Genomic DNA, 25,662 nt, shown 5'->3' on the forward strand with positions numbered 1-25,662 from the left:
TGGTACGGCTTGCGTTCACTCACCCCACCGATTCCAGCAGGCCACCGGCATCGGACCGGCACGTTCCGCCTCCGTCCACACCATCAGGCGACACCAGAACAACTCATATACTCACGAACCGCCCACTCAGGGTCGTTCGGGTTTGTGGGCGAGAAAGGTGGCGAAGGTCCTGGTGGCTCCTTCGCGGGGTTCCTCCACCAGACGCGCGGTGAGGACGAGCCCGGCCTGTTTCAAGAGTTCGACAATCCGGTCGGGCGGCAACAGGTAGGACTCGTAGGACACCTCATGACCGCCATATGCCTGTGTGGGACGTAGGTGCTGGTCGGCCCCTACGTGGCCGGCCAGCATCAGACAACCGCCGGGAGCGAGAGTGCGGTGGAACTCACCGAACACCAGCGGCAACAACGTCGGTGGCGTGTGGTGCGTGGAGTAGTACGCGAGGATACCGCCGAGGTTGTCGTCCTCGATGGGGAGCGAGGTCATCGAGCCGACAGCGAAACGCAGTTCCGGGTAGGTCTTGCGGGCGAGCTCGACCATCGCGGGCGACAGATCGATGCCGAAGGCAGGCACGTGCTGCTCAGCAAGGTACGCCGTGACTTTGCCGGGCCCGCATCCCAGGTCGGCGACGGGCCCGAGGCCGGCCGTTCGCACCACCTCTGCGAACACGTCCAGCATCGCTCGTGACAACGGATCAAGCTGGGCTGGAGGCTTGACCTGTGCGAAGTAGGCGGCGGCGACCGTGTCGTACGACTCCCGGACGGCGGTGAGATAGGAGAGATCAGGCACGCGGACGACTCTAGTGCCGCATCAGGCAACGTTCGCCCTGTCGACGACGGCGCGTAGGCGCCGGTCGTCGGCGTGGCGGTTTCGCCAGATGATGTAGCGGCGGATCATGCTGCCCTGTTCCTTGTGGTCGGCGTGGTCGGTGCCGTCGCGGGTGAAGTAGCGCAGGGCTGTGAACTGGGCCTCGATGCGGTTGAGCCAGGAGCTGTTGGTCGGGGTGTAGGCCATCTCGACGTTGTTCGCCGCTGCCCAGGTGCCGACGCGCTGGCACTTCTTTGTGGTCAGGTGCGGGGAGAAGTTGTCGCTGACGATCGCGATCCGCACCGTTGGTGGGTGAAGCGTGCGGAGGTAGCGGCAGAACTCCAGGAACTGGGTCCGCTTCTTGACCGGCTTGATGTGGCAGTAGAGCTTGTCCTTGGTCAGGTCCAGGGCAGCGAACAGGTGCCGGACCCCGCCGTAGCGGTGTAGGTCGCCCGGCGCCGTCGCCGGGGCTCGCGGTCGGGGTGCTTGTGCTTGCCTCCGCGTTCGGCCCACTGCCGGCCCGGGTGGGGCATCAGGTTGAGGGGTCCGAACTCGTCCATGAAGATGACTTCGGGTTCACCGTCCTCGGGTATGACCTCGCCGTCGGCGATCGCATAGAGGTGTTCGACGCGGGCCTTCTTGGCCGCATAGTCCGGATCGCGAGAGGTCTTCCAGGTCTTCAGGCGTTGAAAGGAGACGCCTTCCTCGCGGAGCAGGATGCGCAGGCCCTCGTGGCTGATGTCGTCGACCACCCCCTCGGCGACCAGGAAGTCGGCCAGCTTGGTCAGGCTCCAGGTCGAGAACGGCAGGTCGTGCTCGGGCGGCTTGGACTTGGCGATCTTCTTGATCTCACGTCGTTCCGGCAGCGTGAATGTCTTCGGCCGGCCGCCGGAGTATTTCGGATACAGCGAGTCGAAGCCGCCGGTGTTGAAGTTGTGGATCACGTCTCTGACGCGATCGTCACTGGTGAACGACACCTCGGCGATTCTCGCCACCGGCATGCCCTGCGCGGACAGCAGCACCATCTGGGCCCGCCGCCAGGTCACCACCGACCCGGTGCCCCGGCGGATGATCCGCAGCAGCCGCCGGCCCTCGTTGTCATCGATCTCAAGAACCTGTACACGTCCAGCCACGTGATCAGTCTGGCCTGGACCGCCGCGCAGGGAACCACCCACGCGGCAGACAGTCACGAGGTAAACGTAGTCAGCGCGCGGGTGAGTTCGGCGTCGTACTGATCGGCGTCGAAGTGAAATGCCGCAGGGCGCGCCTCATCAACCGGCCCCTGCCAGTCGGACCACTCCACGATCCTGCCGTGACGCTGCACGAACACGGACAGGTAGCCACAGCATCCGCCCGTGCACTCGGGCTCACCCAGCACTACACGTTGCCCCTCGTCGGTCGCCCAGAGAGGACCCTGGCCATCGGCCGGCAATGCCTCCTCGGCGAACGGGCCGCGGCCTCCCTCTCCGATCGCGGCTGCCACCACTTCCTCGCCATCGATCCGGAAAGACAATTGGGCAGCCCATCGGGGGCCTGGTGGCAACACGCTGATCTCAAGCCGATTGAACACCCAAGCACCCTACGCGAGTACTGGCCACCACAGTTCCGTTCCCACGGCCACCGGATGTGGTCCTCTGGCCGACTATCAGTCGACCCCGGAGGAGGCGAACGTTGCCTGATGCGGCACTAGATGAGGGTCCGCGGGACAGGTGATCACTTTCTTGGTCCGAGACAGGACATGGTCAGCTGGGTAGGGACGGCGACACGCGTGGCATGACGTGTGACGCCCGGAAGGCCCATCCCTGTCGTGCGACAGCCCGGTGCGGACCACACTGGTCTGCAGCGCCCTGTCCGGGCGGACCCTCACGCCGGAAGGACATCGCCCATGCCCACGGACGCCCACCCCGGTCCCCTGCGTGTGCTCGTCTTCGGCGCCGCCCTGCGGGCTGAGTCCACCAACGCCCGTCTCGCCTCGCTCGTGGCCCGCATGATCGCCGATGCCGGCGTCACCGCCGACCTCGCCACCCTGCGCGACTTCGAGATGCCCCCGTACGACGGCGACGTAGAGGCCTCCGAAGGGCTGCCCGAGGGAGCTCTCGCGCTGCGCGACCGGCTCGAGCAATGCGACGCTTTCGTGATCTCCTCCCCCGAGTACAACGCCTCCATGCCCGGGGTCCTGAAGAACACGATCGACTGGGTCTCCCGCGTCCAGCCCCAGCCGTTCAAGACCAAACACGCACTGCTCGTCTCCGCGTCCCCGTCCATGGTCGGCGGCAACCGCGGGCTGTGGGCACTGAGGGTTCCCCTGGAACACCTCGGCACCCGGGTCTATCCGGACATGTTCAGCCTTGCCAAGGCTCACCAGGGCTTCACCGAGGACGGCACGCTCACCGACTCCGGCCTGCAGGGGCGCCTTGCCGAGACCGTCGCGGCCTTTCTCCGCCTGGTCGAAGCCGATGCCCGGTACGTCTGCCTGCAGCGCCGGTGGTACGAGTTCCCGGGCGACCGCACCGAGGCACCCGTCACCCAACGGGCGGAGGACTAGCCGGGGACTGTCTTTCGGCGCATGGCGGCGATGAATGCGCGCCGAGCGGTGACATTCGGCTCTGATCTCGCCTGCCGCGCCGACTCCGTTTAGTGACGTACTAATTGCGAAGCGTAATTGCTTTGGCGTAAACCCGTCTTGAGTCGGGCGGGGCGTGGCAAAAGACTGCTCGTGTGCCGAAGCGGACATCCGCCCAGCGGGGTCCGCCCGCATGCACGTATGCCATTGTCAGGAGACCATCGCATGCCCGACGTCGGCCGAGACATCTCGCACCCGATCACGTTGACCGACGGTACCGCCACCCGGACCCGCAAAGTGACCCCCGCGGATCTTGAACCGATCCAGGCGCTGCACCGCCGCTGCTCGCCGAGCAGCCGGGCCCTGCGCTACCACGCCGGCAAGCCCCAGCTCTCTCCCGCAGGATGGCGACTGCTGTCCGACCCGAGGCGCGGCACCACGTTGGTGACCACCCCGGCCCAGCGGACGGACCACATCATCGCCATGACCAATGTGATGCACACGGACCGGCAAGGGGTCGGCGAGCTCGCCGTGCTGGTCGAGGACGCCTGGCAGTCCAAGGGGCTGGGCACCGCCCTGGCCGCACACGCGGCCGAAGTGGCCCGCCGGGCGGGCCACCACACCCTGACGGCGGCGGTCGCCGCGCAGAACGTACCGATGCTCCATGTCCTGGAGAGCCTGGACGCACCACCCCCTCACGCCGTCGGGCCCGTCCTCGACATCCACGTCCCGCTGTAGGGGGCATGGTCGACTCACGTGGCGTGCAGGCAGATGTGCCGCCGGGCTTCGCCGCAGCCTTGTCGTCGCGGCACCGGCCGCGCCGGCGCGTACAAGAACCAGACCGATCTCGTCGTCTCAGCTCACGACCACGTCCGCCCACCAACCGGCCCCTTCGGCATGCTCGCGCACGCCATGCCTGGCCGACAGTGCCATGACGATTTCGATGCCTCGGCCGTGCTCGTCCGGGTCGAGACCGGCAGCCGCCGGGTCGGCCGGAGCCGCAGGGCCCGAGTCCGTCACCTCGATGCGTACGGCTTTGAGGCCGTCCACCAGGACCTGCGACATCCGCAGCGTCGCCGGGGGCAGGGCGTGGGTGATCGCATTGGTGAGCAGCTCCGAGGCGAGCAGAAGCACGTCCTCCGCGACCTCCGCGGGCACGCGCCAGTCGGTGAGGACGGCGCACACGCGGCGGCGCATGACCGAGGCGGTCCCGGGGGCGTGGGGCAGTGGAAAGACGTACGTGACGTCTTCGGGAAGCTCTGCGCTGAGCTGCACCACTGTCATGGCCCGTCCTCCTCCGGAAGCGCGCTGCCGGCCGGCGGCCGGGCGTGATGAAACGCTAAGGAGGGTGGAGCGGTCGGTCAATGAACGACGGTCGGCATTGTCGAACGGAGGTCCCGAGGCGAAGCCCGGATTACGATCGTTCTATGGTCGGCCCGGTCCAGTCCATAGAACGGGCGGCGGCGATCCTGCGACTGCTCGCCGCCGGTCCGCGCCGGCTCGGACTGGGCGAGGTGGCGTCGTCGCTGGGCCTGGCCAAAGGCACCGCCCATGGCATTCTGCGCACCCTGCAGCACGTGGACTTCGTGGAGCAGGACGCGGCCACCGGGAAGTACCAGCTCGGAGCGGCACTGCTCCATCTCGGCACCAGCTACCTGGACGTCAACGAGTTGCGGTCCCGCTCCCTCAACTGGGCCGACGCCCTGGCCGCCCGCAGCGGGGAAGCCGTCCGCCTGGGTACGCCCCTGGAGGGGCAGGTGCTCATCGTCCACCACGTCTTCCGGCCGGACGACACCCTCCAGACCCTGGACGTGGGGGCGCTGCTGCCGCTGCACGCCTCCTCGCTCGGCAAGGTCCTGCTCGCCTTCGGGGCCGCGCCCGTCGAGCCGCTGCTGAAGACGGAACTGGAGGCCTACACCCGGCACACCCTCGTGCTCCCGGAGGATCTCAACCGGGCGCTCGGCGAGATTCGAGAGCTCGGCTGGGGCTCCGAGGTGCAGGAAATGAGCATGGGTGACGCCGGAATCGCCACGCCGATCCGGGGGCACGGCGGCCTCGTGGTGGGCGCGCTCGGCGTGTCCGGCCCGGTCGAGCGGATCTGCGACACGGGAGGCCGGCCCCGATCGGCCCTGATCACCTTGCTCAGGGAGGCCGCACGGGCGATCTCCAGAGACCTGGGCGCGGCCCGCTGGTAGGCACGCGGCTCCAGCGACGCATCGGAAGGCAGGTCCGATCATGGTTGCACGGTATGTGATGTCCATCGACCAGGGCACCACCTCCACTCGATGCATCCTTTTCGATCAACGCGGGGGGCTGGTGTCGGTCGCCCAGCGAGAGCATCGCCAGTACTTTCCGCAGCCGGGATGGGTCGAGCACGACGCGGTGGAGATCTGGCGCAACCTGCAGCGCGTGGTGCCCGAGGCGCTGTCCCACGCGGGCGTGGACGCCGCGCAGATCGCCGCCATCGGGATCGCCAACCAGCGGGAGACGACCGTGCTCTGGGACCGGCGGACCGGTGTGCCGCTGGGGAGGGCGATCGTCTGGCAGGACACCCGTACCGCTCCGCTCGTCGACGATCTGAGGAGCCGGCCGGGGGACGAGTTCTTCCTCGAACGCTGCTGTCTGCCTCCCTCGACGTACTTCTCCGCGCCCCGGATCCGCTGGTTGTTCGATCACGTCGACGGGCTGGAGCAGCGGGCCCGGGACGGCGAGGTGCTGTTCGGCACGATGGAGAGCTGGCTGATCTGGAACCTCACCGGCGGAACGGCCGGCGGCCTGCACATCACCGACGCCACCAACGCCAGCCGCACCATGCTCATCGACATGCGGACGCTGACCTGGGACGGCGAGCTCATGGAGTTCTTCGGAGTCCCGCGCCAGATGCTGCCGGAGATCCGTCCCTCGGCCGAGTGCTACGGCGAGGCACGCGCCGTGCTCCCGGGGATCCGGATCACGGCAGCCCTCGGCGATCAGCAGGCGGCCTTGTTCGGGCAGACCTGCTTCTCGCCGGGCGAGGCGAAGTGCACCTACGGGACCGGCAGTTTCCTGCTGATGAACACCGGCGCCGATGTCGTCCGGTCCCGGCACGGGCTGCTCACCACCGTCGCATACAAGATCGCGGAGCAGCCCGCGGTCTACGCCCTGGAGGGGCCGATCGCCGTCACCGGCTCGCTGGTCCAGTGGTTCCGCGACCGACTGGGTCTGATCAACAGCGCACCCGAGATCGAGACCCTGGCACGCACCGTGGAGGACAACGGCGGCTGCTACATCGTCCCCGCGTTCTCCGGGCTGTTCGCACCCCATTGGAGAAGCGACGCCCGCGGCGTCATCGTCGGCCTCACCTCGTACATCACGAAGGGCCACCTGGCCCGAGCCGTGCTGGAAGCCACCGGCTGGCAGACACGGGAGGTCGTCGACGCCATGAACGCCGATTCCGCGCTCGCCCTGAAGCAGCTCAAGGTGGACGGGGGCATGACCTCCGACAACCTGCTCATGCAGTTCCTCGCCGACGTGCTGGACGTTCCCGTGGTACGGCCCCTGGTGGCCGAGACCGTCTCGCTCGGCGCCGCCTACGCCGCCGGGCTCGCGTCCGGCTACTGGCCGGACATGAAGGTCCTGCGCCGCAACTGGCACCGGGCCGCCGAGTGGCTGCCGGCCATGGATGCCGAGCGGCGGCAGCGCGAGTACGACTGCTGGCAACGAGCCGTCGAGCGGTCCCTGGGGTGGATCCAGCCGCCGGGGCGGTCATGACACCCGCTTCACCCGAATGGCTTGCTCACCTGCGAGAGGTACCTGGCCGAGTCGCAGTGTGGTCCCATGTGGTCCCGCCGGATCGTCCTGAGCGCCGGAGTCGTGCTGCTGGCTTCGCTGGTGCTGCGGGACGCCCCGCACCGCCCCGCCCGGCCCGAGCCCGTCACCGTCGCTCCCGGAGTCCCGCGGCCGCCGATCGTCAGCCGCAAGGCGTGGCGGGCGAATGAGGGCATGGTCAGGGAGGGCGCGACATACACCGGTACGGTGAGCGCGGTCTTCGTCCACCACACCGGTCACCTGAACAGTTACGACTGTGCCGACGCCCCACGCATGCTGCGGGCGATGCAGGAGGACCACATCAAGAGTGAGGGCTGGGACGACATCGGCTACAACTTCGTGGTCGACCGCTGCGGAACCATCTATGAAGGCCGGGCCGGCGGCGTCGGACGGCCCGTCCAAGGAGCGCACACCAAGGGCTTCAACGCCGACAGCATCGGCGTCGCGGCGCTCGGCACCTTCGGGCCCGGCACGACGGTCCCGCCCGCGCTCGAGGCGTCGATCGTGAAGGTCGCCGCCTGGAGACTCCGGCCGGGGGCCGACCCCCGTGGCACCGTGCGGCTCCTTTCGGCGAACGACGAGAGCAGGTACAGGAAGGGCGAGTCGGCCGAACTCCACGTCATCGCGGGACATCGCGACAGCTTCCGCACGGACTGCCCCGGCGACGTGCTGTACGAGCGGTTGCCCGCGATCCGGGAGGCCGTGTTCCGGCTGCGGAAGCGTTGAGGTCTGCTCCGGCGGCACTGGTCGCCGGGGTGAACCATCGTGCGGGGGTGCGAGCCGGAGTAGTACCTCCTGAGCCGCACGTGGTGGGCGCCGGCCTGGAAGCCGGGGACGTGATGCGGCTTCTGCGTCAGCGGTGCCGGGCGGGCACGGTGGTCCGAGGCGTGGACCGGCTCGCGGTGCGGACGCTGCTGCTGGAGACGTCCGCTCCGGTGCTTGCCGCGAGCACGGCCCGTGCCGCTCGCTCACCGGCGGAACGGGCGCCTTCGATGTGGCCGGCATGATCGGTCGCCGTCTCCGTCGACGCCCAGTGCAGTCGGCCGTCGAGCGCCGGCCGCGGGTAGAGGGGGTGTGCGAAGAGGGAATAGTCGGCGAGGTGTTGGACGGTGGACGGAGCGGTCCACCGCTCGGCGCTCCAGTCCTGCACATGCAGGGCCTCGGGGGAAGCCGCGGCAGGCCCGCAGAGCTGCGCGAGCTGGGCGGTCACCGCCTGCTGGAATCCCGTGCGGACGGTGCGCGCGTGCGCGAATCCGAAGAGCGCGGCGGGCCGGCCGTCGGGCCCCGACATGTCGCGCATCTCCTGCAGCGGACCGGTCCTGCTGAACGCCGCACCGGCCAGGCCTGCGTCCCGCCATAAGGCGGAGGGGTACCGGGCGACGACCTTGGCGACGGCGCCCATCCACACCGGTGTGGTGCGGGCCAGGCGTACGAGGTCGGTGGGGAGCACGTCACCGAGGTCGATGCGCTCCAGAGCCAGGGCAGGGGGGAGAGCCAGCACCACGTGCTCGGCGCGCAGCGTTCCGGTGGGCGTGTGCAGCACCAGGCCGCCCTGGCCATGCGGGTGGACAGCGGTGACGGGAGTGCGCAGGCGCAGGGCATCCTCCGGCAGCGTGGCCGCGAGGGCGGAGGTGAGGCTTTGCGCTCCGGCGGCGAAACGACGCGAGGGCGCGTCGATCAGGTTGCCGGTGAGGCGGCGTGTCCCGGTGGCGTCCTGGAGCATGGTGTCCCCGGCGAGGTGCTGGGCGAACGTCTCGATGCCGCTTCCTGCCGCGAGCTCCCGGACGCGCTCCTCTCCGTCTCAGAACCAGGTGGCTCCCAGGTCCAGGGCCCGCTCCGGGCTCGGTGCGGGGACGGAGAGCAGGCGTCCGCCGATGCGGTCGCGGGCTTCCAGGCAGAGCGTGTCGCGGCCGGCGGCGTGCAGGGCGGTGGCCGCGGCCAGTCCGGAAGCGCCGGCGCCGATCACGATCACGATCACGTCGTGGCTGTCCCGGTGGGACATGTGTGGCTTCCCTTCTCACGTGGTGTTCGGGCATCCGGCTCCCGGGGCGCGTCCGGTCCGAGAGGTGCCGAGCCGGTGGCATCGTGGCGATGCGGGGTCGCCCCTTGTGGGCGTTCATGACGAGCTGGGCCGCCGGCACTGTCAGGGATCCGGCGTCGACGCCGACGAGGGTCAGCTGTCCCTGCACGTTCAGCCCGGTCAGGAGTTCGTCGACCGGTGCGGTGGCCGCGGCCGTGCCGATGTCGGCGTTGCACACGCCACTCGCCACCACGGACACACGGACCACCGGCCCGTCGGCGGCGTCGTCTCGGCCACGGACGGGCGCAGTGGGCCCCGCGGCTCGGTGACGACGACGGTCACGGCGCTCTCCGACATGGTGGCCTTCCTCTGGGGACAGACGGTGCTCATAGCTGCTGGTTATGCTGAATCAGCAGGCGTCCCACCGTAGACAGCGGCCATCGCGCCCGTAGGGGACATCAGCAAATGGAGCGATAAGCCATGGCTATGATCGATCGCCTGAATCCCGAAGGACTCCGGTACGCGCAGGCCGTCGCCGAGACCAAGTCGTTCAGCGCCGCCGCACGCGCCTACGGGGTGACGCAGCCCGCTCTGTCCAACGGCATCGCCAAGCTGGAGGAGCGCCTCGGCGACAGGCTGTTCGACCGGTCGCCGCGTGGGGTGACCCAGACTGCCTTCGGTGCCCGGATCCTGCCGTTGATCGATCGTGCCCTGGTCGCGCTCGACGCCGTCGCGGCGGAGGCCAGGCGGCTGACCGAACCCGGTGAGCAGAAGATCCGCATGGGCGTCTCGCCCCTGATCGGCTCGCACCTGGTCGCCCGGGCGTTCAGCATGGTCCGTGACCTGCCCGTGCCGCGCGACCTGGTGCTGCGCGAGGCGAACATGCAGGACCTGCGCGAATGCCTGCCGGCCGGGCAGCTCGACATGATCCTGATCCCGGCCGTCGCCGCGATGCCGCGCTTCGAGCACCGCGTCATCGACGTGGAGCCGATCGTCGTCGTCAGCCCCGAAGCCGAAGGGAACGCTCCCCTGGAACTCGAAGAGGCCGGCAAGGAGTGCTTCATCCTCGTCCCTGACACCTGCGGCCTGACCACGTTCACCACGCAGCTCTTCCAGGCCCGCGAAATGCCCCTGAACACCTATCCGGGCGAAGCCGCCGGTTATCAGGTCCTGGAGGACTGGACCAGGCTGGGCCTGGGCTCGGCCATGGTCCCCCGCTCCAAGCTCACCTCGCCCGACGTGCCCCACCGGCCGCTGATGGACGAGGGCCGGGAGGTGCAGATCTCCTTCGAAGCGGTCTGGAGCGCCGACTCCCCGCTCGCCGCGGACCTGCTCCGCCTCGCCGACAGCCTGGCGGCCGCCCGCCCTTAGCCATACGCATTGCTTATAGCCTGATTCAGCGAGATCCTCTACCGGATCCCCTACGGAGAGCCTAACTTGGCAGGCACGCTGCGGCCCTACCGCAACGACCCATCCCTGCCGATCAAGCGAGGCATAACCATGGCGTATCTTGAGATCACGCTGGAGGTGGAGCCGACCAACCGCGTCGCGGCCGCCGGCGTCTACGAGAAGTACAAGCAGCCGTTCCTGGACACCGTCCCGGGCGCCACGAGCAAGGAGTTCCTCGTCCGCGACGAGGACGTCCAGGTCCTCCACGGCTTCCGGACGGTGGCCGACGCGAAGGCGTACCTGGCCGGCGACCTGTTCACCCGCGATGTGGTCGCTGGCCTGGCCCCGATGCTGAAGGCGGCGCCTGACGTGCGGGTCTACGACACCGTCTGACGCCCAGCACTTCAGCCGGGCAGCCTCTCGCCTTGGAGCCGCCCGCACCGCAAGCGGTCAGGGCCGGCATTGAGCCGGCGTCAGACCTGAGAGCGGCTACGACCGTGCTGCGGCTTCGCCGCGCTTATCGTCCTCCCCGCAAACCTACAGGTGGAGTCATGCACAAAGTACAGGCCCTGCTTCGCGAGTACGACCGGGCCCGCGCCTACACCGACGAGCTGTGGAAAGACCTCAGCCCCGACGAGGTGACCTGGCGCCCGCACGAGAACTCCAGCGCCATCGGCTGGCACCTCGGACACCAGGCCCATGTCGCCCACTTCATGATCCGTAACCTCACCGCGGCCGAGCCCAGCCCCGACCCGGAGCTGGACGGGCTCATGGACTCGGCGAATCCGGAGAAGTTCCGCGGCGCGCTGCCGACCGTCGAACGGCTCGCCGCGTTCCGCGACACCGTCGCCGAGCGCGTCCACGCGCGGATCGGCGACATCGCCGCCGGCAAGGTCGGCGCCCCCGCCCAGATGACCGTCGTCGCGAACCACCTGCTGGTCGCGCTCATCAACCACGAGTACCAGCACGACCAGTGGATCAGCGAGGTCCGTGCCGACAACCTCGGCCATGCCCTGCCCGACGACCCCGCCTCGGACTGGCTCAGCCGCGTCGACGGCTACCTCGTCTGCAATCCCTACGCCTGACCGCCAGACCGCCCCCTCCTCCCGTCCGGGGAACCACCCCACCACAGGAGCACCACGTGTCCAGCATCACCCTCGACTTCACCGGCCGGAAGGTCGTCGTCATCGGCGGCACCAGCGGCATGGGTTACGCCGTCACCCGTCACGTCCTCGACGCCGGCGGCACGGCCGTCGTCACCGGCCGTACCCAGGCGGGCGCCGACGAGGCGGCGGCCGCCCTGTCCACCCATGGCAAGGCCGTCGGCCTGGCGGCCGATGGCCGACCCCGCGGCCGTCGACCGCCTGCGCGTCAGTCTCACCGAGGAGCACGCCGACGCCACCCTGCTGGTCAACGCAGCGGGCGTGTTCGCCCCGAAGACCTTCCTGGAGCACACGGCCGAGGACTACGACCGCTACCAGGCCATCAACCGCGCGTTCTTCTTCCTCACCCAGACCGTCGTCGCCAACATGATCGACCGCGGGGCGAAGGGTTCCGTCGTCAACATCGGCTCCATGTGGGCCCACCAGGCCATCGCCGCCACCCCGTCCTCGGCGTACTCGATGGCCAAGGCGGGACTGCACTCGCTCACCCAGCACCTGGCGATGGAACTCGCCTCGCACGGCATCCGCGTCAACGCGGTCGCCCCCGCCGTCGTACGCACCCCGATCTACGAGGAGTTCATCCTCAAGGCGGACGTCGACTCCGCGCTCGACGGCTTCAACGACTTCCACCCGATCGGCCGGACCGGCACGCCCGACGACGTGGCCGCCACCGTCGTCTTCCTGCTGTCGCACCAGACCGACTGGGTCACCGGCGCCGTCTGGGACGTCGACGGCGGCGTCATGGCCGGCCGCAACTGACCTTCCCTCACCGCGCCTCGCCCACAGTCCCCCGGCAGCGGCACCCGGGGCACCCCCGGCCTCACCCACCCGTGGGCACCGCTGCAAGTGTCCCGGAAAGCCTCATCGCGTTGGGAGAGTGCGTGCCGATCGCGGCGCGTCCACATGTCCGGTCGGGCGAGCGGCTCGTCCGGACCTGTGGCCGACCGACCGTACCGTCAGGAGAGACGGATGGACTACTACGACCTCGGCACCCACACCCGACCCGTGACGACGTCCTCCCCGTCCGCCCAGACATGGTTCGACCGCGGGCTGGTCTGGGCGTACGCCTTCCATCACGAGGAAGCCATCTCCTGCTTCGAAGCCGCCGCCGCGGCGGATCCGGACTGCGCGATGGCCTACTGGGGCATCGCCTACGCCCTCGGACCGAACTACAACAAGCCCTGGGAGTTCTTCGAAGGCGAGGAGCTGGCCCGGACGGTGGAGCGTGCCCACGCGGCCGTCGAACGCGCCCACGCAAAGGCCGACGGCGCCACTCCCGTGGAACGGGCCCTGATCCGGGCGCTGCGGGACCGGTATCCGCAGGCGGAAGCGGTGGAGGACCTGTCGGTGTGGAACGAGGCGTACGCCGACAGCATGCGCGCTGTCCACGCCCTCGCACCCGACGACCTCGATGTCGCCATGCTCCATGCCGACGCGCAGATGAACCTCACGCCCTGGCAGTTGTGGGACCTGCGGACGGGTCTGCCCGCGGAGGGCTCCCGCACTCTGGAGGCCAAGGCGGTCCTCGAGCGGGCGATCAGCACCGGGGCCGGCGCGAAGCACCCCGGTCTTCTGCACATGTACATCCACCTCATGGAGATGTCCTCGACTCCCGAGGCCGCCATGCCTGTCGCGGACCGGCTCCGCGGTCTCGTGCCCGATGCCGGTCACCTTCAGCACATGCCCACCCACCTGGATGTGCTCTGCGGCGACTACCGGCGGGTGGTGGCGGACAACACCAGCGCGATCGCCGCCGACGAGAAGTACCACGCACGAGCCGGCGCGATGAACTTCTACACCCTGTACCGATCCCACAACCACCACTTCAAGATCTACGGCGCGATGTTCCTCGGCCGGTCGGCGACCGCCCTGGAGACCGCCGCACAACTCGAGGCCTCCATCCCCGAGCAACTGCTGAGGGTGGAGAGTCCCCCCATGGCCGACTGGCTGGAGGGCTTCCTCGCCATGCGGGTGCACGTATTCATCCGCTTCGGCCGCTGGTCCGACATCCTCGAACTGCGCTTGCCCGCGGACCCGCAGCTTTACTGCGTGACCACCGCGATGCTCCGCTACGCCCGCGGCGTCGCCTACGCCGTCACGGGCCGGATCCCGGAGGCGGAAACCGAACGTGAGCTGTTCCGTCAGGCCGTCGCCCGGGTGCCCGGGACACGCATGCTGTTCAACAACACCTGTGCCGACATCCTCGCGGTCGCGTCCGCGATGCTCGACGGCGAACTGGAGTACCGCAAAGGGAACCACGACGCCGCCTTCGCCGCGCTGGAGCGGGCGATCGCACTCGACGACGGCCTTCCCTACGACGAGCCGTGGGGATGGATGCAACCCACCCGGCACGCGTACGGCGCCCTGCTCCTCGAACAGGGCCGCGTAGCGGAGGCGGAGGCCGTCTACCGGGCCGACCTGGGCCTCGACGACACGCTGCCGCGTGCCTTGCAACACCCCGGCAACGTATGGTCGCTGCACGGGTTCCACGAGTGTCTCGTGCGGCTGGGCAGATCGGGCGAGGCGCAGATCGTGGCCCAGCAACTGAAGCTCGCGGCCGCCATGGCGGACATGCCGATCAAGGCGTCCTGCTTCTGCCGCCTCGAAGCCGTCGCGGGCACGGCGGAAGACGGCTGCTGCTGAGGCCGCTGCCGGCGGTGGCCGTCCCGAGACGGCGCTGCTGCTCGACGCGCCAAGCGGTAACAACGCACGGCCAGTTCGTCGACTGCGAAGACGCCGGGGAGATCAGGCGCGCCAGGAGCGCATCACAGTGCTCCCCGGCCGGCAGCACGAGCGCGTTCATCGCAGCATCCTGCGTCTCACATCTCGATATGGATCTACCGGTCCCTGAGATGAGTGAGATTGTTGCGCTGCCCGAACGGTACGGGTGTCCTTGCCGCGAGGGGGACGCTCGCCGCTGCCCGGGCCGTCGGCGCCTGTCGCCGGCGACTCGCTGAGCTACGGACGCACCGCGAAGGACGCCGCCGTGCCCGGTCTGGGGTACAGCTACACCACGTTCGTCCTGATGATGATCTTCGGGGTGCTGTTCTTCGCCGTGTTCACCCTGGTCTCGGGTCCCCTCGCCGACAAGTACGGCCGGCGCACGACGCTGATCTGGGTCACCGCCGCGATCGTGGTCTTCGGGCTCGTATGGGTGCCGCTGCTCGGTCTGGGCACGCTCGGCGTGGTGCTGTGGCTGGTGCTCGGCTTCACCCTGATGGGCATGACCTTCGGCCCGATGGGCGCGCTCCTGCCCGAGCTGTTTCCCACGAGCGTGCGGTACACCGGCTCCGGTATCTCGTACAACGTCAGCTCGATCCTCGGCGCGGCCGTTGCCCCGTTCATCGCGGTGGCGCTGTGGGAGGCGGGTGACGGCTCGCCGTGGCTGGTCGGCGTCTACCTCTCCGTGATGGGACTGCTGACCCTGGTCGCGGTCGTCCTCGGCAAGGAGACCCAGCACGTCTCCCTGGACGACGAGACTTCCGTCTCCGACCAGGACGAGAGCGCTGCGCCCGTCGCGTCCCCGCTCCCCTGACCGTCCGCCGTCCTGCCCGGCATGCGGCCCCCTTCGCCCTGACGCGGGCGAAGGGGGTCGCAGGCCCGGGCACGGCGGCGGCCATGGCTTCCGGTCGCGTCAGACGTGCGCCAGGAGGCGCTCCAGCGGCCGGGGAACGCGCTCGAGGTCCAGGTGTGCGACAAGCGCCTGTGCGTAGAGCGCCTTGCGGCCGCTGTGGGTGCCCATGAAGCGCCGGAGCTGGTGCTCCACGGGCCGTTCCCGCTGCGCCGGCTGGCCCTGGAAGGTGCGGAAGGGGCGCATCTCCCCCTGGGCCTCGATCACCTGCTGCACGCCCTCGGACCCGAGAGCGCGGATCAGCTCGTCCTCCAGGTCGGCGACGCACACGTGGAACCCGAGTGTCTCCAGTCCGGCGTGCGTGAGACCGGACCCGAGCCCCACTCGCTCCAGATGACGCCGGAAATGCCGCTCCTCGCCGATGTCGCAGAGGCCGGCCAACGGGAGGCCGAGCCCCGCAGGACCGCACACGTCCAGGAAACGCCCGATGCTCGTCGCACCTCCGAGCGGTACCACCGCGACGTCCTCCGCGCCGAGGTCGCGGCCGTGGCGCGTGGCCAGCGCTTCGAGGGCGACCTGATCGCTGCTCCCCTCGACGAGCACGATCGTCCGCACACCGCCGGCCAGGTCCCGCGCCACCGCCGCGGCCGCACCGGCTCCCGTTCCACCGGCCGCCCACGCCGCCAGCGCCAGGCGAAAGTCCCTCAACTCGTCCACCCCTCGCGTCCCTACGCCATGCTGGCACGGCAGAGATCCGGCACGCACCCAGGTTTCCGGGGGTGACTGACGCATCGGCGGTTGACCCGCCGTCTCAGACCGACCGTCGCGCGAGGTCCTTCAGCACCGCGACTGCCTGAGAGGCCCGCTCGTACGGCACGAACAGATGGTCGTGGTGGAAACCGGCGATCACGTTGCAGCTCAGGCCGGCATCCGCGAGTTCTCGCGCCACGGCGGCGGTCAGACCGACCGCCTCGAGCGCCGAGTGGACCCGCAGCGTGATCCAGCCGGCCACGTACTCATACGCCACCCCCGCCGCGTCAGCCTCCTGCTGGGGCAGGACGAGCGTCAGGCCCTCCCGTTCAGCCACGGTGACGACCGGGGTCACGCCGGGCGGGACGACACCGTCGTCGACGGTGGCGAACACGTAACGGCCCTCGTTCAGCTCGGGGTTCATCCCCGCCAGCAGTTTCCGCAGATCACTCTCACCAGCCACGATCAGCACCCTACGCGCCACCCGCGGCAACAAGGGTGACCCGGGCCCCCGCAGCCAGGTTCTTCCAGCGGTGCCGCTCTGTTCCACTCCAAGATCGATAGAGTGCTCGCATGACCAAGGGCGAGGGACGGTGGGCATGAACGCCGGTGTGAACAGCCGCAGTTGGTCCAACACGCGCGTATGGGTGGAGCAAGTCCTCCCTCCTGGGACCCGGATCACCGCTGTCGCCGCATTGCGGGGTGGCTGGACATCGCAGATGCGCCGCCTGGACATCGAAGGACCGGCAGAGCCGTACTCATTGGTGCTGCGTTCCTTCGTCCAGACCTTCTACGTGAAGCACGCGGTGGGGCTGCTCACCCGTGAGGCCGCGATGCTGGATCTGCTCGCCGACACCGAGGTGCCGGTGGCGCGCCTTCACCGGGTGGACGCCGCGGCGGAGCACTGTGACCATCCTTCGCTGCTGATGTCTCTGCTGCCGGGAAGCGTGCGGTTGGACGAGGACGACGTCGAGCGCAGAAGTCGGCTCCTGGCCCGGCAGTTGGTCGCCGTCCACGGGCTCACCGTTCCCGAACGGGCCCGGCCGCGTACGTATCAGGCGTGGACGAGTCCGGAGCGGGTGCGGATTCCTGACGCCACCGCGCGCCCGGAGCTGTGGCGGCGTGCCGTGGACGTCATCCGCCGCGAGCCTCCCGTCCACCGGCCTTGTTTCCTGCACCGTGACTTCCATCCCGGCAATGTGCTGTTCACCGGCCACGGTGCCGACCTGACGATCACGGGGGTCGTCGACTGGGTCGAGACCTCCTGGGGCCCCGCCGACCTGGACGTGGCCCACTGTTCCACCGCCATGGCCCTGCTGCACGGTGTGCCCGCCGGCATGCGGCTGGTGGACCATTACCTCGCCGCCGGCGGCACGCTCAGCGCCGCCCCGGCCGACCACCTGTACTGGCGGCTGCTGGACGCCCTCGCCTTCGCGCCGGACGCCGAGAAGGTCGCCACGCCGTGGCGGGAACTCGGCCGCGTGGATCTGACACCGGCCGTTCTCACCCAACGCCTGGAGGACCTTCTTCAGGCGCTCTTCACCCAGTACGGCTGAGAACCGGCCCACAGTGGCCGGGATGACCCGCTGCCGAGCCGAGGCCCGGCACTCCCCGGCGTGCTCGTCGCGGGGATCGCCCGGTCGGACCATCAGCCGCCGATTCACGCTCCTGACCAAGGCGACCCCGATATAGTGAGCCACCGACTTCCGCGAACGAAGGCGGTTGAGCATGACGGTAGCCCGCAGGCCCGGAATTCCGACAGCGGCAGACGACGATGCCCGTACCCCGCCCCTGGATCGCACCTGATGGCGGCGCCGGCAGCCACGGCATCCGCCCTTGGCGAACCTCTCGCCTCGCCGGTCAATTCGCACAACGAGTGGGATCCGCTCGAGGAGATCATCGTCGGGCGTCTCGACGGCGCGACGATTCCCTCCAACCATCCCGTCGTGGGCTGCAACATCCCTCCATGGGCGGCGCGGTTGCAGGGGCTTGCCGCCGGGTTCAAGTATCCACGCGTGCTGATCGACCGGGCGCAGGAGGAGCTCGATCAGTTCGTCAGCCTCCTTCAGTCGCTCGGCATCATCGTCAGGCGGCCGGACGCGGTCGACCACAGACAGCGGTTCGGCACCCCCGACTGGACATCGCGCGGTTTTTGCAACACCTGTCCGCGCGACAGCATGCTCGTGATCGGTGACGAGATCATCGAGACCCCGATGGCATGGCCGTGCCGGTACTTCGAGACCCACTCGTATCGCGCGGTCCTCAAGGACTACTTCCGACGCGGCGCGCGCTGGACGGCGGCACCGAGGCCGCAGCTCACCGACGCACTGTTCGAGGCGGATTTCCGTATCCCCGAGGCCGGCGAGCCCATGCGCTACATCCTCACCGAGTTCGAGCCGGTGTTCGACGCCGCGGATTTCGTGCGCGCGGGACGCGACCTGTTCGTCACGCGGAGCAACGTCACCAACCGCATGGGCATCGACTGGCTGCGCAGGCATCTCGGATCCGGCTATCGCGTCCACGAGATCGAGAGCCGCTGCCGCACACCCATGCACATCGACACGACACTCGCGCTGCTCGCGCCCGGAAAACTGCTCGTCAATCCGGAGTACGTCGACGTCGACCGCCTGCCCGACGTCCTGAGGTCGTGGGACATCCTGATCGCCCCGGAGCCGGACCCGATCCGCGAGCGCATGCTCCAGGTCACGTCAATGTGCGGCAAATGGCTCAGCATGAACATTCTCATGATCGACGACAAACGGGTGATCGCGGAGCGACACCACACCAACATGCTGCGCGCGCTCGAGAAGTGGGGCTTCGAGCCGATCCCGTGCGACCTGCTGCACTACGCGCCGTTCGGCGGCTCGTTCCACTGCGCGACGCTCGACATCCGGCGTCGCGGCACGCTCGAATCGTATGTCGACTGATCGCACCACCGACCGCCCGCGCCGGTCCCGGGCCCGGACAAGCCGGGCCCGGCGACCCCTTTCACGCCCAACGCATCGCTACGGCAGCGCATTCACCCCGTGCGTGGCGGAGACGGACGCCCGTACCGCCGCACATGCCGCCTGTGCATCTGCCGCCTCCAGGGCGATCGCGGCCAGCCGCCGGCAGTCGTCGAGGGTGTGGAGCGCCAGCGCCGCGCGGACGTCGGCCAGACAGCCGGGGGCAGCCGACAGGCTGGTGACGCCCAGTCCGACCAGGACCAGGGCCAGCAGCGGATCGGATGCCGCCTCCCCGCAGACCCCGACCGGACGGCCGTGTGCGGCACCCGCGTCGGCAGTACTGCGCACCAGGTCGAGCAGGGCGGGCTGCCACGGGTCGAGGAAGTCGGCCAGAGCGCCCAGCATGCGGTCGGCGGCGAATGCGTACTGGGCCAGGTCGTTGGTGCCGATGCTGAGGAAGTCGCAGCTCCGCGCAAGGGTCCCGGCGCGCAGGGCAGCCGCGGGCACCTCCACCATCGCGCCGGCCGTGCGCAGTCCATGCGACCTGGCCAGGGCGGTGAACTCCGCCGCTTCGGCCGGCAGGGACACCATGGGCGCCATGACCCATACGTCGGCCGTGCTGCTCTCGGCGGCCGCGGCGATGGCAGCGAGTTGGTCCGCCAGCAGCTGCGGGTCGCGGCGCGCGGTGCGCAGTCCGCGGACGCCCAGCGCCGGGTTGGGCTCGTCGGGAGCAGTGACGAACGGCAGTGGCTTGTCGGCTCCGGCGTCCAGAGTGCGTACGACGACACGGCGCCCGGCGAACGCTTCGAAGACCTTGCGGTAGGCAAGGGTCTGTTCCTCCGCCGTGGGCGCCTGCGCGCGGTCGAGGTAGAGGAATTCCGTACGGAAGAGGCCCACGCCCTCGCTGTCGGCCTCCGCGGCCGCCGGGAGTTCGGCGAGGGCGCCCAGGTTGACCAGCAGTTTCACGGCGTGCCCGTCCGCCGTCCGGCCCGGCCCGCTGACCAGTGCCGCGCTGCGCCGGCGGCGTTCGTCTCGCGCGGTCGCCTCGGCAACCGCGTCCGGGTCCGGGTCGGCCACCACTGTCCCGGCAGCGCCGTCCACCAGCACCAGCCGTCCGTCCGCGAGCGCGGCGGCATCTGCGCAGCCGACGACGGCCGGCAGCCCGAGGATCTTCGCCAGGATGGCGGTGTGGCTGGTCGGCCCGCCCTGCTCGGTGACGAGGGCGAGAACCTGCGCCGGGTCGAGGAGAGCCGTATCAGCAGGCGCGAGGTCGTCGGCGACCAGGACGTGAGGGTGGCCGGGATCGGGCAGTCCCGGCATGGGCAGCCCGAGGACGCGTGCCACCGCACGGTTGCGCAGGTCGTCGAGATCGGCGGCGCGTTCGGCGAAATAGCCGCCGGCCGTCAGCAGCGAAGCGCGGAACTCCTCGAACGCGGCGTCCAGCGCATGCGCCGCGTCGCTGCCTTCACAGACCAGCGCCTCCACCCGGTCGGCGAGGGACGGGTCGGAAGCCATCATCGCCTGCGCGGACAGGACGCCGGCCGCCTCACCGGCCACGGCGGCGGCGCGCCCTTCCAGCTCGGCCGCGACATCAGCCAGGGCGGCGCGGGCCGCCGCGGCCTCTGCGGGCGCGTGGGCCGACTCGACCCGGCGCGGTGCGGGCAGGGCGGGCGGGGGCGCCATGCGGGCGACCGGTCCCGAGGCGGTTCCGCCGCCGACACGGATGCCGCGCATCAGCACGGGCGTCACGCCGGCCGCTCGGGTCACTGCCGCTCCTTCGCGTCGAGGTCGGAGCCGACGAGCGCGGCCAGCTCGTCGATCGCGGCGTCGGCGCCGTCGCCTTCGGCGGCCAGGACGAGAAGGTCACCGTGCTCGGCCCCGAGGGCCAGCACGGACAGCAGGCTCCGTGCGTCGACCGGGGGCTGTCCGTCCCGGGCCACGGTCACCTTGACCGGCTGCCGGGACGCGGCCTGGACGAAGAGGGACGCGGGGCGGGCATGCAGTCCGGAGCGCGAACCGATGGCGACTGTGCGCTGAGGCATGGGGGCCCTCCTACAAGGGGTTGCGGGGACGGGGTGTCCGGTGGGGTGCGTATCGGTCAGCGGGAGGGCACTGCGTTGTACCCGGGACGGCCTGGTGCGCTGCCCAGCGACATGTTGTTTTGGATCCGTTTCGATGACCGAACCTGTTGTTTTCATGGATGCTACGCAGTGCAGCACGGCGAAGTAAAGAGATACGGGCATGAAACATGCCTGACCCTCGGGGAAGGCATCATGGTCGGGCAGCAGCCGGGCACATCCGGGCACACTGCTGGAGGCGTTCGACGAGCCCGCGCACGTGGGACCGCTGCCACCGCCGCCCCGGGTGTACACGCGACTGAGCGCCCGAGTCGGCGTCTTTCGTTGACTCAGGCGCTCAGTGGCCACTGGGACCGCTCGCACCGGGTCCCTCGGGTGATGGCGGCAGATCAGGCCGGCCGGCGAGACGTGCCGAGCCAGTCCTTGTAGTGGGTGCGAGCCAAGCGCGCGTCGGGCCCCGCGATGAGAACGTCACCCTCGACGGCAGCGAACATGCCCGCCTGCTCGTCGGTGACGACGGTGCGGTGGTCCTGCCGAGTCGACAGCGTGAGGCGGCCGAGTTCGTCCAGGGTGAAGACATCGGGGCCGGCGACCTCGAGCCTGCCGTTCAGCGGCGAGGCGGTGGCAACGTCGGCGAGGGCGTCGACGACGTCGGCCGACGCGATGGGCTGGATACGCGTGGCGGGCACCCGGCCAGCAGGTGGCCCATGGTGGTGCGGAAGAAGTCCAGGGAGGCTTCGTCGAACGTGGGCGAGTTCGTCACGTTGACGACCGTGTCCGCACCTTCGAGCGCCTGGTCCAGCCCCGCGCCCGTGAGCAGGTCGACTCCCGTCGACAGGGACGAGGCGACCACCTCGTGTCCGGCCTCCCGGAGCCTGACCAGAGCTGCCGCCGAGATCACGGTCCTGGACGTGGTGCAGGCGGTCGACGGGGCGAGCCCGGCGTTCGTGTGCACCGAGATCCGCCAGCGCGGTCCGCTCGGGACTCCGCCCCAGGACTGCACCAAGCCTTGCCCCATCGCCCGCGCGATGGCCGCCGCCGACGCCGCGTGGCGGGCGTCGCTGCAGGGTGTCTCCATAGCCGATTCTGTCGGCTCCGTGGAGCAGGACAGCGGGCCGCAGGCTCTGCCCGGCATCGGCGCGTGGCTCAACTCGGTGAACGGCTCCGACGGCTGAGGGGCGCACCGTACGGCGTGCGTCGGACGGTCCGGCCCGGCCCGGCCGCTGAGGAACCACCCGCCGAGACCGGACCAGCCGCCCGTCCACTGACCGGCGTCGACCTGCCGCGGGTCTGGAGACCGGTTCCTGGGGCACACGAGCCGTAGAAGCCGGCACGGCCGAAACGGAGGTTCTCCGATGCTGGGCATAGCCGCCGCGGTGTTGTTCTTCATCGCCTTTCTGTTCAACGCGGCCGAGGTGGAGACGATCGACGTCTTCTCCTCGACGAACCTGATGCTGCTGGGCCTCGCGCTCATGGCGTTGCATGTGGCGGGCATCGGCGCGTCCTTCCGGTCGGGCTGGATGCGCCGACGGTGACAGCCGGAACGCCTCACCGCCCCCGTACCGGCGGGTCGGCGCCCACCGGCCACGGCCCGCCCCGAGGGTGCCGCGCCCGCGGCCGACCGATCAGGAGGAACACATGAACGCGCCCATGACCGGCGCCGCGGACGCCTCGGCCGCTCCCGCCTGGCTGCACATGACCGTGATGGCGGTGGCGGTGCTCGTCCTCGTCTACAGCCTCGCCAAGCACCGCGGTTGAGTTCCGACTGCCCATGACCGACTGACGGGCAGAACCGCGGTAGGTGATCGCGACGTCGAGCGGTGCGGCTGAACCGCTCCCCCGCCGGTGGGTCGGCCGAGCGGATCGCTGGAATTCTGGAAAGGCGATCCCGGCCGTGGGCTCGCCACCCCATACGCGCCAGGCCAGTCATATAATTCCTGCGTCTCCGCTTCCCATATCGGCGGAGCGATCTGATGATCAGAAACAATTCTGCCTTTCTCCTGTGCCTCAGATGCCAGGAGAGTCGTCGGCCAATGGGCCGGACCTCGAACGACTATTGACTCGAGCACTTGTTACGCGGAGTTGCTCTGCGTGTTCTCGTAGCCGTCCGGTCTGCGGTGCGCGACCATACGGACGCCGCCCCAGGCTCGTCATCGGCGTCACACGTGCGAAAGGACGCGCAAGAGCGAGCAGCCACCAGAAGGAACACCGAGACAGGAAGAAGGACGGACGTGTCCGGCAGCGAAAGCGAGAACCCGGTAATCCCCTCCCCGACCCCTACGCCGACTCGTCCCAGGACGAACCGGGACTGGTGGCCGAATCAGCTGGACCTTCAGGTTCTCCACCAGCACTCGCCCCAGTCCAATCCGATGGGCGAGGACTTCAACTACGCGGAAGAGTTCGCGACCCTCGACCTCGACGCGCTGAAGCGGGACGTCTTCGAGGTGATGACGACGTCGCAGGACTGGTGGCCTGCCGACTACGGCCACTACGGGCCGCTCTTCATCCGGATGAGCTGGCATGCCGCGGGGACGTACCGCATCGCTGACGGCCGAGGCGGTGGCGGCAGCGGCGCTCAGCGTTTCGCCCCCCTCAACAGCTGGCCGGACAACGCGAGCCTCGACAAAGCGCGCCGTCTGCTCTGGCCGGTCAAGCAGAAGTACGGCCGGAAAATCTCCTGGGCCGATCTTCTGGTCTTCGCCGGAAACTGCGGCATGGAATCGATGGGATTCAAGACGTTCGGGTTCGGTTTCGGGCGAGAGGACATCTGGGAACCCGAGGAAATCTTCTGGGGCCCCGAGGACACATGGCTCGGAGATGAGCGCTACAGCGGCGACAGGGAACTCGCCGGTCCTTTCGGTGCCGTACAGATGGGACTGATCTACGTCAATCCGGAGGGGCCCAACGGCACCCCCGATCCGATCGCTGCCGCGAGGGACATTCGCGAGACGTTCGGGCGTATGGCCATGAATGACGAGGAGACGGTCGCGCTCATCGTCGGCGGCCACACCTTCGGCAAATGCCATGGTGCGGTCGATCCCCAGTACATCGGCCCGGAGCCCGAGGCCGCGCCCATCGAGCAGCAGGGCATCGGCTGGCGGAACACGTACGGCACCGGCAAGGGCGGCGACGCGCTCACCAGTGGGCTCGAGGGCGCATGGACCACCGCACCGACGCAGTGGGACAACGGGTACCTGGACAACCTGTTCCGGTACGACTGGGAGCTGACGACGAGCCCCGCCGGTGCGAAGCAGTGGACGCCCACGGATGCGTCGGCGAAGGGCACTGTGCCCGATGCCCACGATCCGTCGAAGAGCCACGCTCCCATGATGCTGACGACGGACCTCGCGCTGAAGCTGGATCCGGTCTACGCGCCGATCGCGAAGAGTTTCCACGAGAACCCGGACAAGCTCGCCGACGCGTTCGCCAAGGCGTGGTACAAGCTGTTGCACCGCGACATGGGACCCGTCTCGCGGTACCTCGGCCCGTGGATTCCCGAGCCGCAGCTGTGGCAGGACCCCGTCCCCGCGGTCGATCACGAGCTGGTCGGGGACGCGGACATCGCCGCCCTCAAGAGCAGGATCCTCGCTTCGGGACTGTCCGTCTCCCAGCTCGTCACCACCGCCTGGGCGTCGGCGGCGAGCTTCCGCGGCACCGACAAGCGCGGCGGGGCCAACGGAGCACGTATCCGACTCGCACCGCAAAAGGACTGGGAGGTCAACAACCTGCCGGAGGTGGCCGAGACGTTGCAGACCCTTGAGCGGATCCAGCAGGACTTCAACGGCTCACAGGCCGGCGCGACGAAGATCTCGCTGGCCGACCTGATCGTCCTGGGCGGATGTGCGGCCGTCGAGCAAGCCGCGAAGAACGCCGGGTACGACATCACGGTCCCGTTCGCACCGGGGCGCACGGACGCCTCGCAGGAGCAGACCGACGTGGAGTCGTTCGCCGTGCTCGAACCCAGGGGCGACGGGTTCCGCAACTACCTCCGGGCGGGAGAGAAGTTGTCGCCGGAGACCCTGCTGCTGGACCGCGCCAACCTGCTGACGCTGACCGCTCCCGAGATGACGGTTCTGATCGGCGGCATGCGGGCCCTGAACACCGGCTTCGGGGGAACCCCACACGGCGTCCTCACCCACCGGACAGACACGTTGACGAACGACTTCTTCGTCAACCTGCTCGACATGGGCACGGAGTGGAAGGCGTCGACCTCGGACGAGAACGTGTTCGAAGGCCGGGACCGCGTGACGGGCGAGGTGAAGTGGACTGCCACCGCCGTCGACCTCGTCTTCGGCTGGAACTCCCAGCTCCGCGCCGTCTCGGAGGTCTACGCGTCCCAGGACGCGGGCGAGAAGTTCGTGCGTGACTTCGTGGCTGCATGGGACAAGGTGATGAACCTCGACCGGTTCGACCTCGCCTGAGTCGCTCGTCCCGGTCGGCCGCCCCATCGGCCGACCGGGACATCGGGCAGCCGACGTTCCCCGATCCCTCGCAACTGGCACAAAGCCGAGACGCCAGGGACCAGTTGTGGCGCGAGAGCGCAGCCATGGCCGGCATCAATGACCAGAAGTG

The 25,662-nt window shown here is 69.4% G+C and carries 22 protein-coding genes and 5 pseudogenes; 16 read left to right on the forward strand and 11 right to left on the reverse strand.

What is annotated here, in order from left to right; translation table 11 throughout:
- Nucleotides 1-126 precede the first annotated feature (126 nt).
- The 3 genes and pseudogenes from ACLB9X_RS08295 to ACLB9X_RS08305 all read right to left on the reverse strand — a co-directional run bounded on the left by ACLB9X_RS08295 (nt 127) and on the right by ACLB9X_RS08305 (nt 2,374).
- Nucleotides 127-786: a class I SAM-dependent methyltransferase gene (locus ACLB9X_RS08295; RefSeq protein WP_410359611.1), complete on the reverse strand. Its 660-nt coding sequence runs from the start codon at nt 784-786 to the stop codon at nt 127-129.
- Between the two features lie 21 nt (nt 787-807).
- A pseudogene (locus ACLB9X_RS08300) lies at nt 808-1,937 on the reverse strand (IS630 family transposase).
- A gap of 53 nt (nt 1,938-1,990) precedes the next feature.
- Nucleotides 1,991-2,374 (reverse strand): hypothetical protein, encoded by a 384-nt coding sequence (locus ACLB9X_RS08305; RefSeq protein WP_410359612.1) that lies wholly within the window; start codon nt 2,372-2,374, stop codon nt 1,991-1,993.
- A 315-nt stretch (nt 2,375-2,689) separates the two neighbouring features.
- On the opposite strand from ACLB9X_RS08305, the gene ACLB9X_RS08310 reads away from it, so the two are divergent.
- Both ACLB9X_RS08310 and ACLB9X_RS08315 read left to right on the forward strand, forming a co-directional pair.
- The gene (locus ACLB9X_RS08310) at nt 2,690-3,349 is read left to right on the forward strand and encodes an NADPH-dependent FMN reductase (RefSeq protein ID WP_410359613.1); all 660 of its coding nucleotides are present in this window, start codon (nt 2,690-2,692) and stop codon (nt 3,347-3,349) included.
- A gap of 243 nt (nt 3,350-3,592) precedes the next feature.
- Nucleotides 3,593-4,105 carry an N-acetyltransferase family protein gene (locus tag ACLB9X_RS08315; RefSeq protein WP_410359614.1) on the forward strand — a complete coding sequence of 171 codons (513 nt, stop codon included), beginning with the start codon at nt 3,593-3,595 and terminating at the stop codon, nt 4,103-4,105.
- 117 nt (nt 4,106-4,222) lie between these two features.
- Here the strand turns inward: ACLB9X_RS08315 and ACLB9X_RS08320 are convergent, their stop codons facing one another.
- Nucleotides 4,223-4,651, reverse strand: coding sequence for an ATP-binding protein (locus tag ACLB9X_RS08320; RefSeq protein ID WP_410359615.1), 429 nt, complete (start codon nt 4,649-4,651; stop codon nt 4,223-4,225).
- A 143-nt stretch (nt 4,652-4,794) separates the two neighbouring features.
- On the opposite strand from ACLB9X_RS08320, the gene ACLB9X_RS08325 reads away from it, so the two are divergent.
- From ACLB9X_RS08325 to ACLB9X_RS08335, 3 genes are all read left to right on the forward strand, one after another.
- Nucleotides 4,795-5,562, forward strand: a complete 768-nt coding sequence (locus tag ACLB9X_RS08325) for an IclR family transcriptional regulator (protein ID WP_410359616.1) — start codon at nt 4,795-4,797, stop codon at nt 5,560-5,562.
- Nucleotides 5,563-5,602: 40 nt separating this feature from the next.
- Nucleotides 5,603-7,117, forward strand: coding sequence for a glycerol kinase GlpK (glpK, locus tag ACLB9X_RS08330; RefSeq protein ID WP_410359617.1), 1,515 nt, complete (start codon nt 5,603-5,605; stop codon nt 7,115-7,117).
- A gap of 66 nt (nt 7,118-7,183) precedes the next feature.
- Nucleotides 7,184-7,900, forward strand: a complete 717-nt coding sequence (locus ACLB9X_RS08335) for a peptidoglycan recognition protein (protein ID WP_410359618.1) — start codon at nt 7,184-7,186, stop codon at nt 7,898-7,900.
- A 127-nt stretch (nt 7,901-8,027) separates the two neighbouring features.
- Here the strand turns inward: ACLB9X_RS08335 and ACLB9X_RS08340 are convergent, their stop codons facing one another.
- Nucleotides 8,028-8,897, reverse strand: coding sequence for a flavin monoamine oxidase family protein (locus ACLB9X_RS08340; RefSeq protein WP_410359619.1), 870 nt, complete (start codon nt 8,895-8,897; stop codon nt 8,028-8,030).
- Between the two features lie 78 nt (nt 8,898-8,975).
- Entirely contained in the window at nt 8,976-9,176 is a 201-nt protein-coding gene (locus tag ACLB9X_RS08345) for an NAD(P)-binding protein (RefSeq protein WP_410359620.1), read from the reverse strand.
- 498 nt (nt 9,177-9,674) lie between these two features.
- Between ACLB9X_RS08345 and ACLB9X_RS08350 the strand changes: the two genes are divergently transcribed.
- The 6 genes and pseudogenes from ACLB9X_RS08350 to ACLB9X_RS08375 form a co-directional block, all read left to right on the forward strand.
- Nucleotides 9,675-10,565, forward strand: a complete 891-nt coding sequence (locus ACLB9X_RS08350; RefSeq protein ID WP_410359621.1) for a LysR family transcriptional regulator — start codon at nt 9,675-9,677, stop codon at nt 10,563-10,565.
- A 66-nt stretch (nt 10,566-10,631) separates the two neighbouring features.
- A complete protein-coding gene (locus ACLB9X_RS08355; RefSeq protein WP_410359622.1) occupies nt 10,632-10,976 on the forward strand; it encodes a hypothetical protein in 345 nt (114 codons plus the stop codon).
- Between the two features lie 158 nt (nt 10,977-11,134).
- A complete protein-coding gene (locus tag ACLB9X_RS08360) occupies nt 11,135-11,668 on the forward strand; it encodes a DinB family protein (RefSeq protein ID WP_410359624.1) in 534 nt (177 codons plus the stop codon).
- 65 nt (nt 11,669-11,733) lie between these two features.
- A pseudogene (locus ACLB9X_RS08365) lies at nt 11,734-12,505 on the forward strand (SDR family NAD(P)-dependent oxidoreductase).
- Between the two features lie 210 nt (nt 12,506-12,715).
- The gene (locus ACLB9X_RS08370) at nt 12,716-14,389 is read left to right on the forward strand and encodes a hypothetical protein (RefSeq protein WP_410359625.1); all 1,674 of its coding nucleotides are present in this window, start codon (nt 12,716-12,718) and stop codon (nt 14,387-14,389) included.
- 307 nt (nt 14,390-14,696) lie between these two features.
- Nucleotides 14,697-15,281 (forward strand): annotated as a pseudogene (locus tag ACLB9X_RS08375) (MFS transporter); the annotation flags it as partial.
- Between the two features lie 99 nt (nt 15,282-15,380).
- Here the strand turns inward: ACLB9X_RS08375 and ACLB9X_RS08380 are convergent.
- Both ACLB9X_RS08380 and ACLB9X_RS08385 read right to left on the reverse strand, forming a co-directional pair.
- Nucleotides 15,381-16,034 (reverse strand): TOPRIM nucleotidyl transferase/hydrolase domain-containing protein, encoded by a 654-nt coding sequence (locus ACLB9X_RS08380; RefSeq protein ID WP_410359626.1) that lies wholly within the window; start codon nt 16,032-16,034, stop codon nt 15,381-15,383.
- A 94-nt stretch (nt 16,035-16,128) separates the two neighbouring features.
- Nucleotides 16,129-16,530: an ACT domain-containing protein gene (locus ACLB9X_RS08385; RefSeq protein WP_410359627.1), complete on the reverse strand. Its 402-nt coding sequence runs from the start codon at nt 16,528-16,530 to the stop codon at nt 16,129-16,131.
- Nucleotides 16,531-16,666: 136 nt separating this feature from the next.
- Here ACLB9X_RS08385 and ACLB9X_RS08390 point away from each other — a divergent pair, with 136 nt between their 5' ends.
- Nucleotides 16,667-17,623, forward strand: a complete 957-nt coding sequence (locus ACLB9X_RS08390; RefSeq protein ID WP_410359628.1) for a phosphotransferase family protein — start codon at nt 16,667-16,669, stop codon at nt 17,621-17,623.
- Between the two features lie 249 nt (nt 17,624-17,872).
- Nucleotides 17,873-18,994: an amidinotransferase gene (locus tag ACLB9X_RS08395; protein WP_410359629.1), complete on the forward strand. Its 1,122-nt coding sequence runs from the start codon at nt 17,873-17,875 to the stop codon at nt 18,992-18,994.
- A 78-nt stretch (nt 18,995-19,072) separates the two neighbouring features.
- Here ACLB9X_RS08395 and ptsP read toward each other — a convergent pair whose 3' ends face one another.
- The 3 genes and pseudogenes from ptsP to ACLB9X_RS08410 all read right to left on the reverse strand — a co-directional run bounded on the left by ptsP (nt 19,073) and on the right by ACLB9X_RS08410 (nt 21,991).
- Entirely contained in the window at nt 19,073-20,746 is a 1,674-nt protein-coding gene (ptsP, locus tag ACLB9X_RS08400; protein ID WP_410360070.1) for a phosphoenolpyruvate--protein phosphotransferase, read from the reverse strand.
- Between the two features lie 29 nt (nt 20,747-20,775).
- On the reverse strand, nt 20,776-21,054 hold the full coding sequence (locus tag ACLB9X_RS08405) for an HPr family phosphocarrier protein (protein WP_410359630.1): 279 nt from the start codon (nt 21,052-21,054) through the stop codon (nt 20,776-20,778).
- Nucleotides 21,055-21,479: 425 nt separating this feature from the next.
- A pseudogene (locus tag ACLB9X_RS08410) lies at nt 21,480-21,991 on the reverse strand (hypothetical protein).
- Here ACLB9X_RS08410 and ACLB9X_RS08415 point away from each other — a divergent pair.
- The 3 genes and pseudogenes from ACLB9X_RS08415 to katG form a co-directional block, all read left to right on the forward strand.
- Nucleotides 21,966-22,265, forward strand: a pseudogene (locus ACLB9X_RS08415) (Rrf2 family transcriptional regulator); the annotation flags it as partial. The pseudogenes ACLB9X_RS08410 and ACLB9X_RS08415 sit on opposite strands and share 26 nt — an antisense overlap.
- A gap of 180 nt (nt 22,266-22,445) precedes the next feature.
- Nucleotides 22,446-22,625 (forward strand): hypothetical protein, encoded by a 180-nt coding sequence (locus tag ACLB9X_RS08420; RefSeq protein ID WP_410359631.1) that lies wholly within the window; start codon nt 22,446-22,448, stop codon nt 22,623-22,625.
- A 696-nt stretch (nt 22,626-23,321) separates the two neighbouring features.
- Nucleotides 23,322-25,511 (forward strand): catalase/peroxidase HPI, encoded by a 2,190-nt coding sequence (gene katG, locus ACLB9X_RS08425; protein ID WP_410359632.1) that lies wholly within the window; start codon nt 23,322-23,324, stop codon nt 25,509-25,511.
- Nucleotides 25,512-25,662: the final 151 nt, after the last annotated feature.

The sequence above is a fragment of the Streptomyces sp. 5K101 genome, assembly GCF_046506645.1.
Taxonomy (GTDB): domain Bacteria; phylum Actinomycetota; class Actinomycetes; order Streptomycetales; family Streptomycetaceae; genus Streptomyces.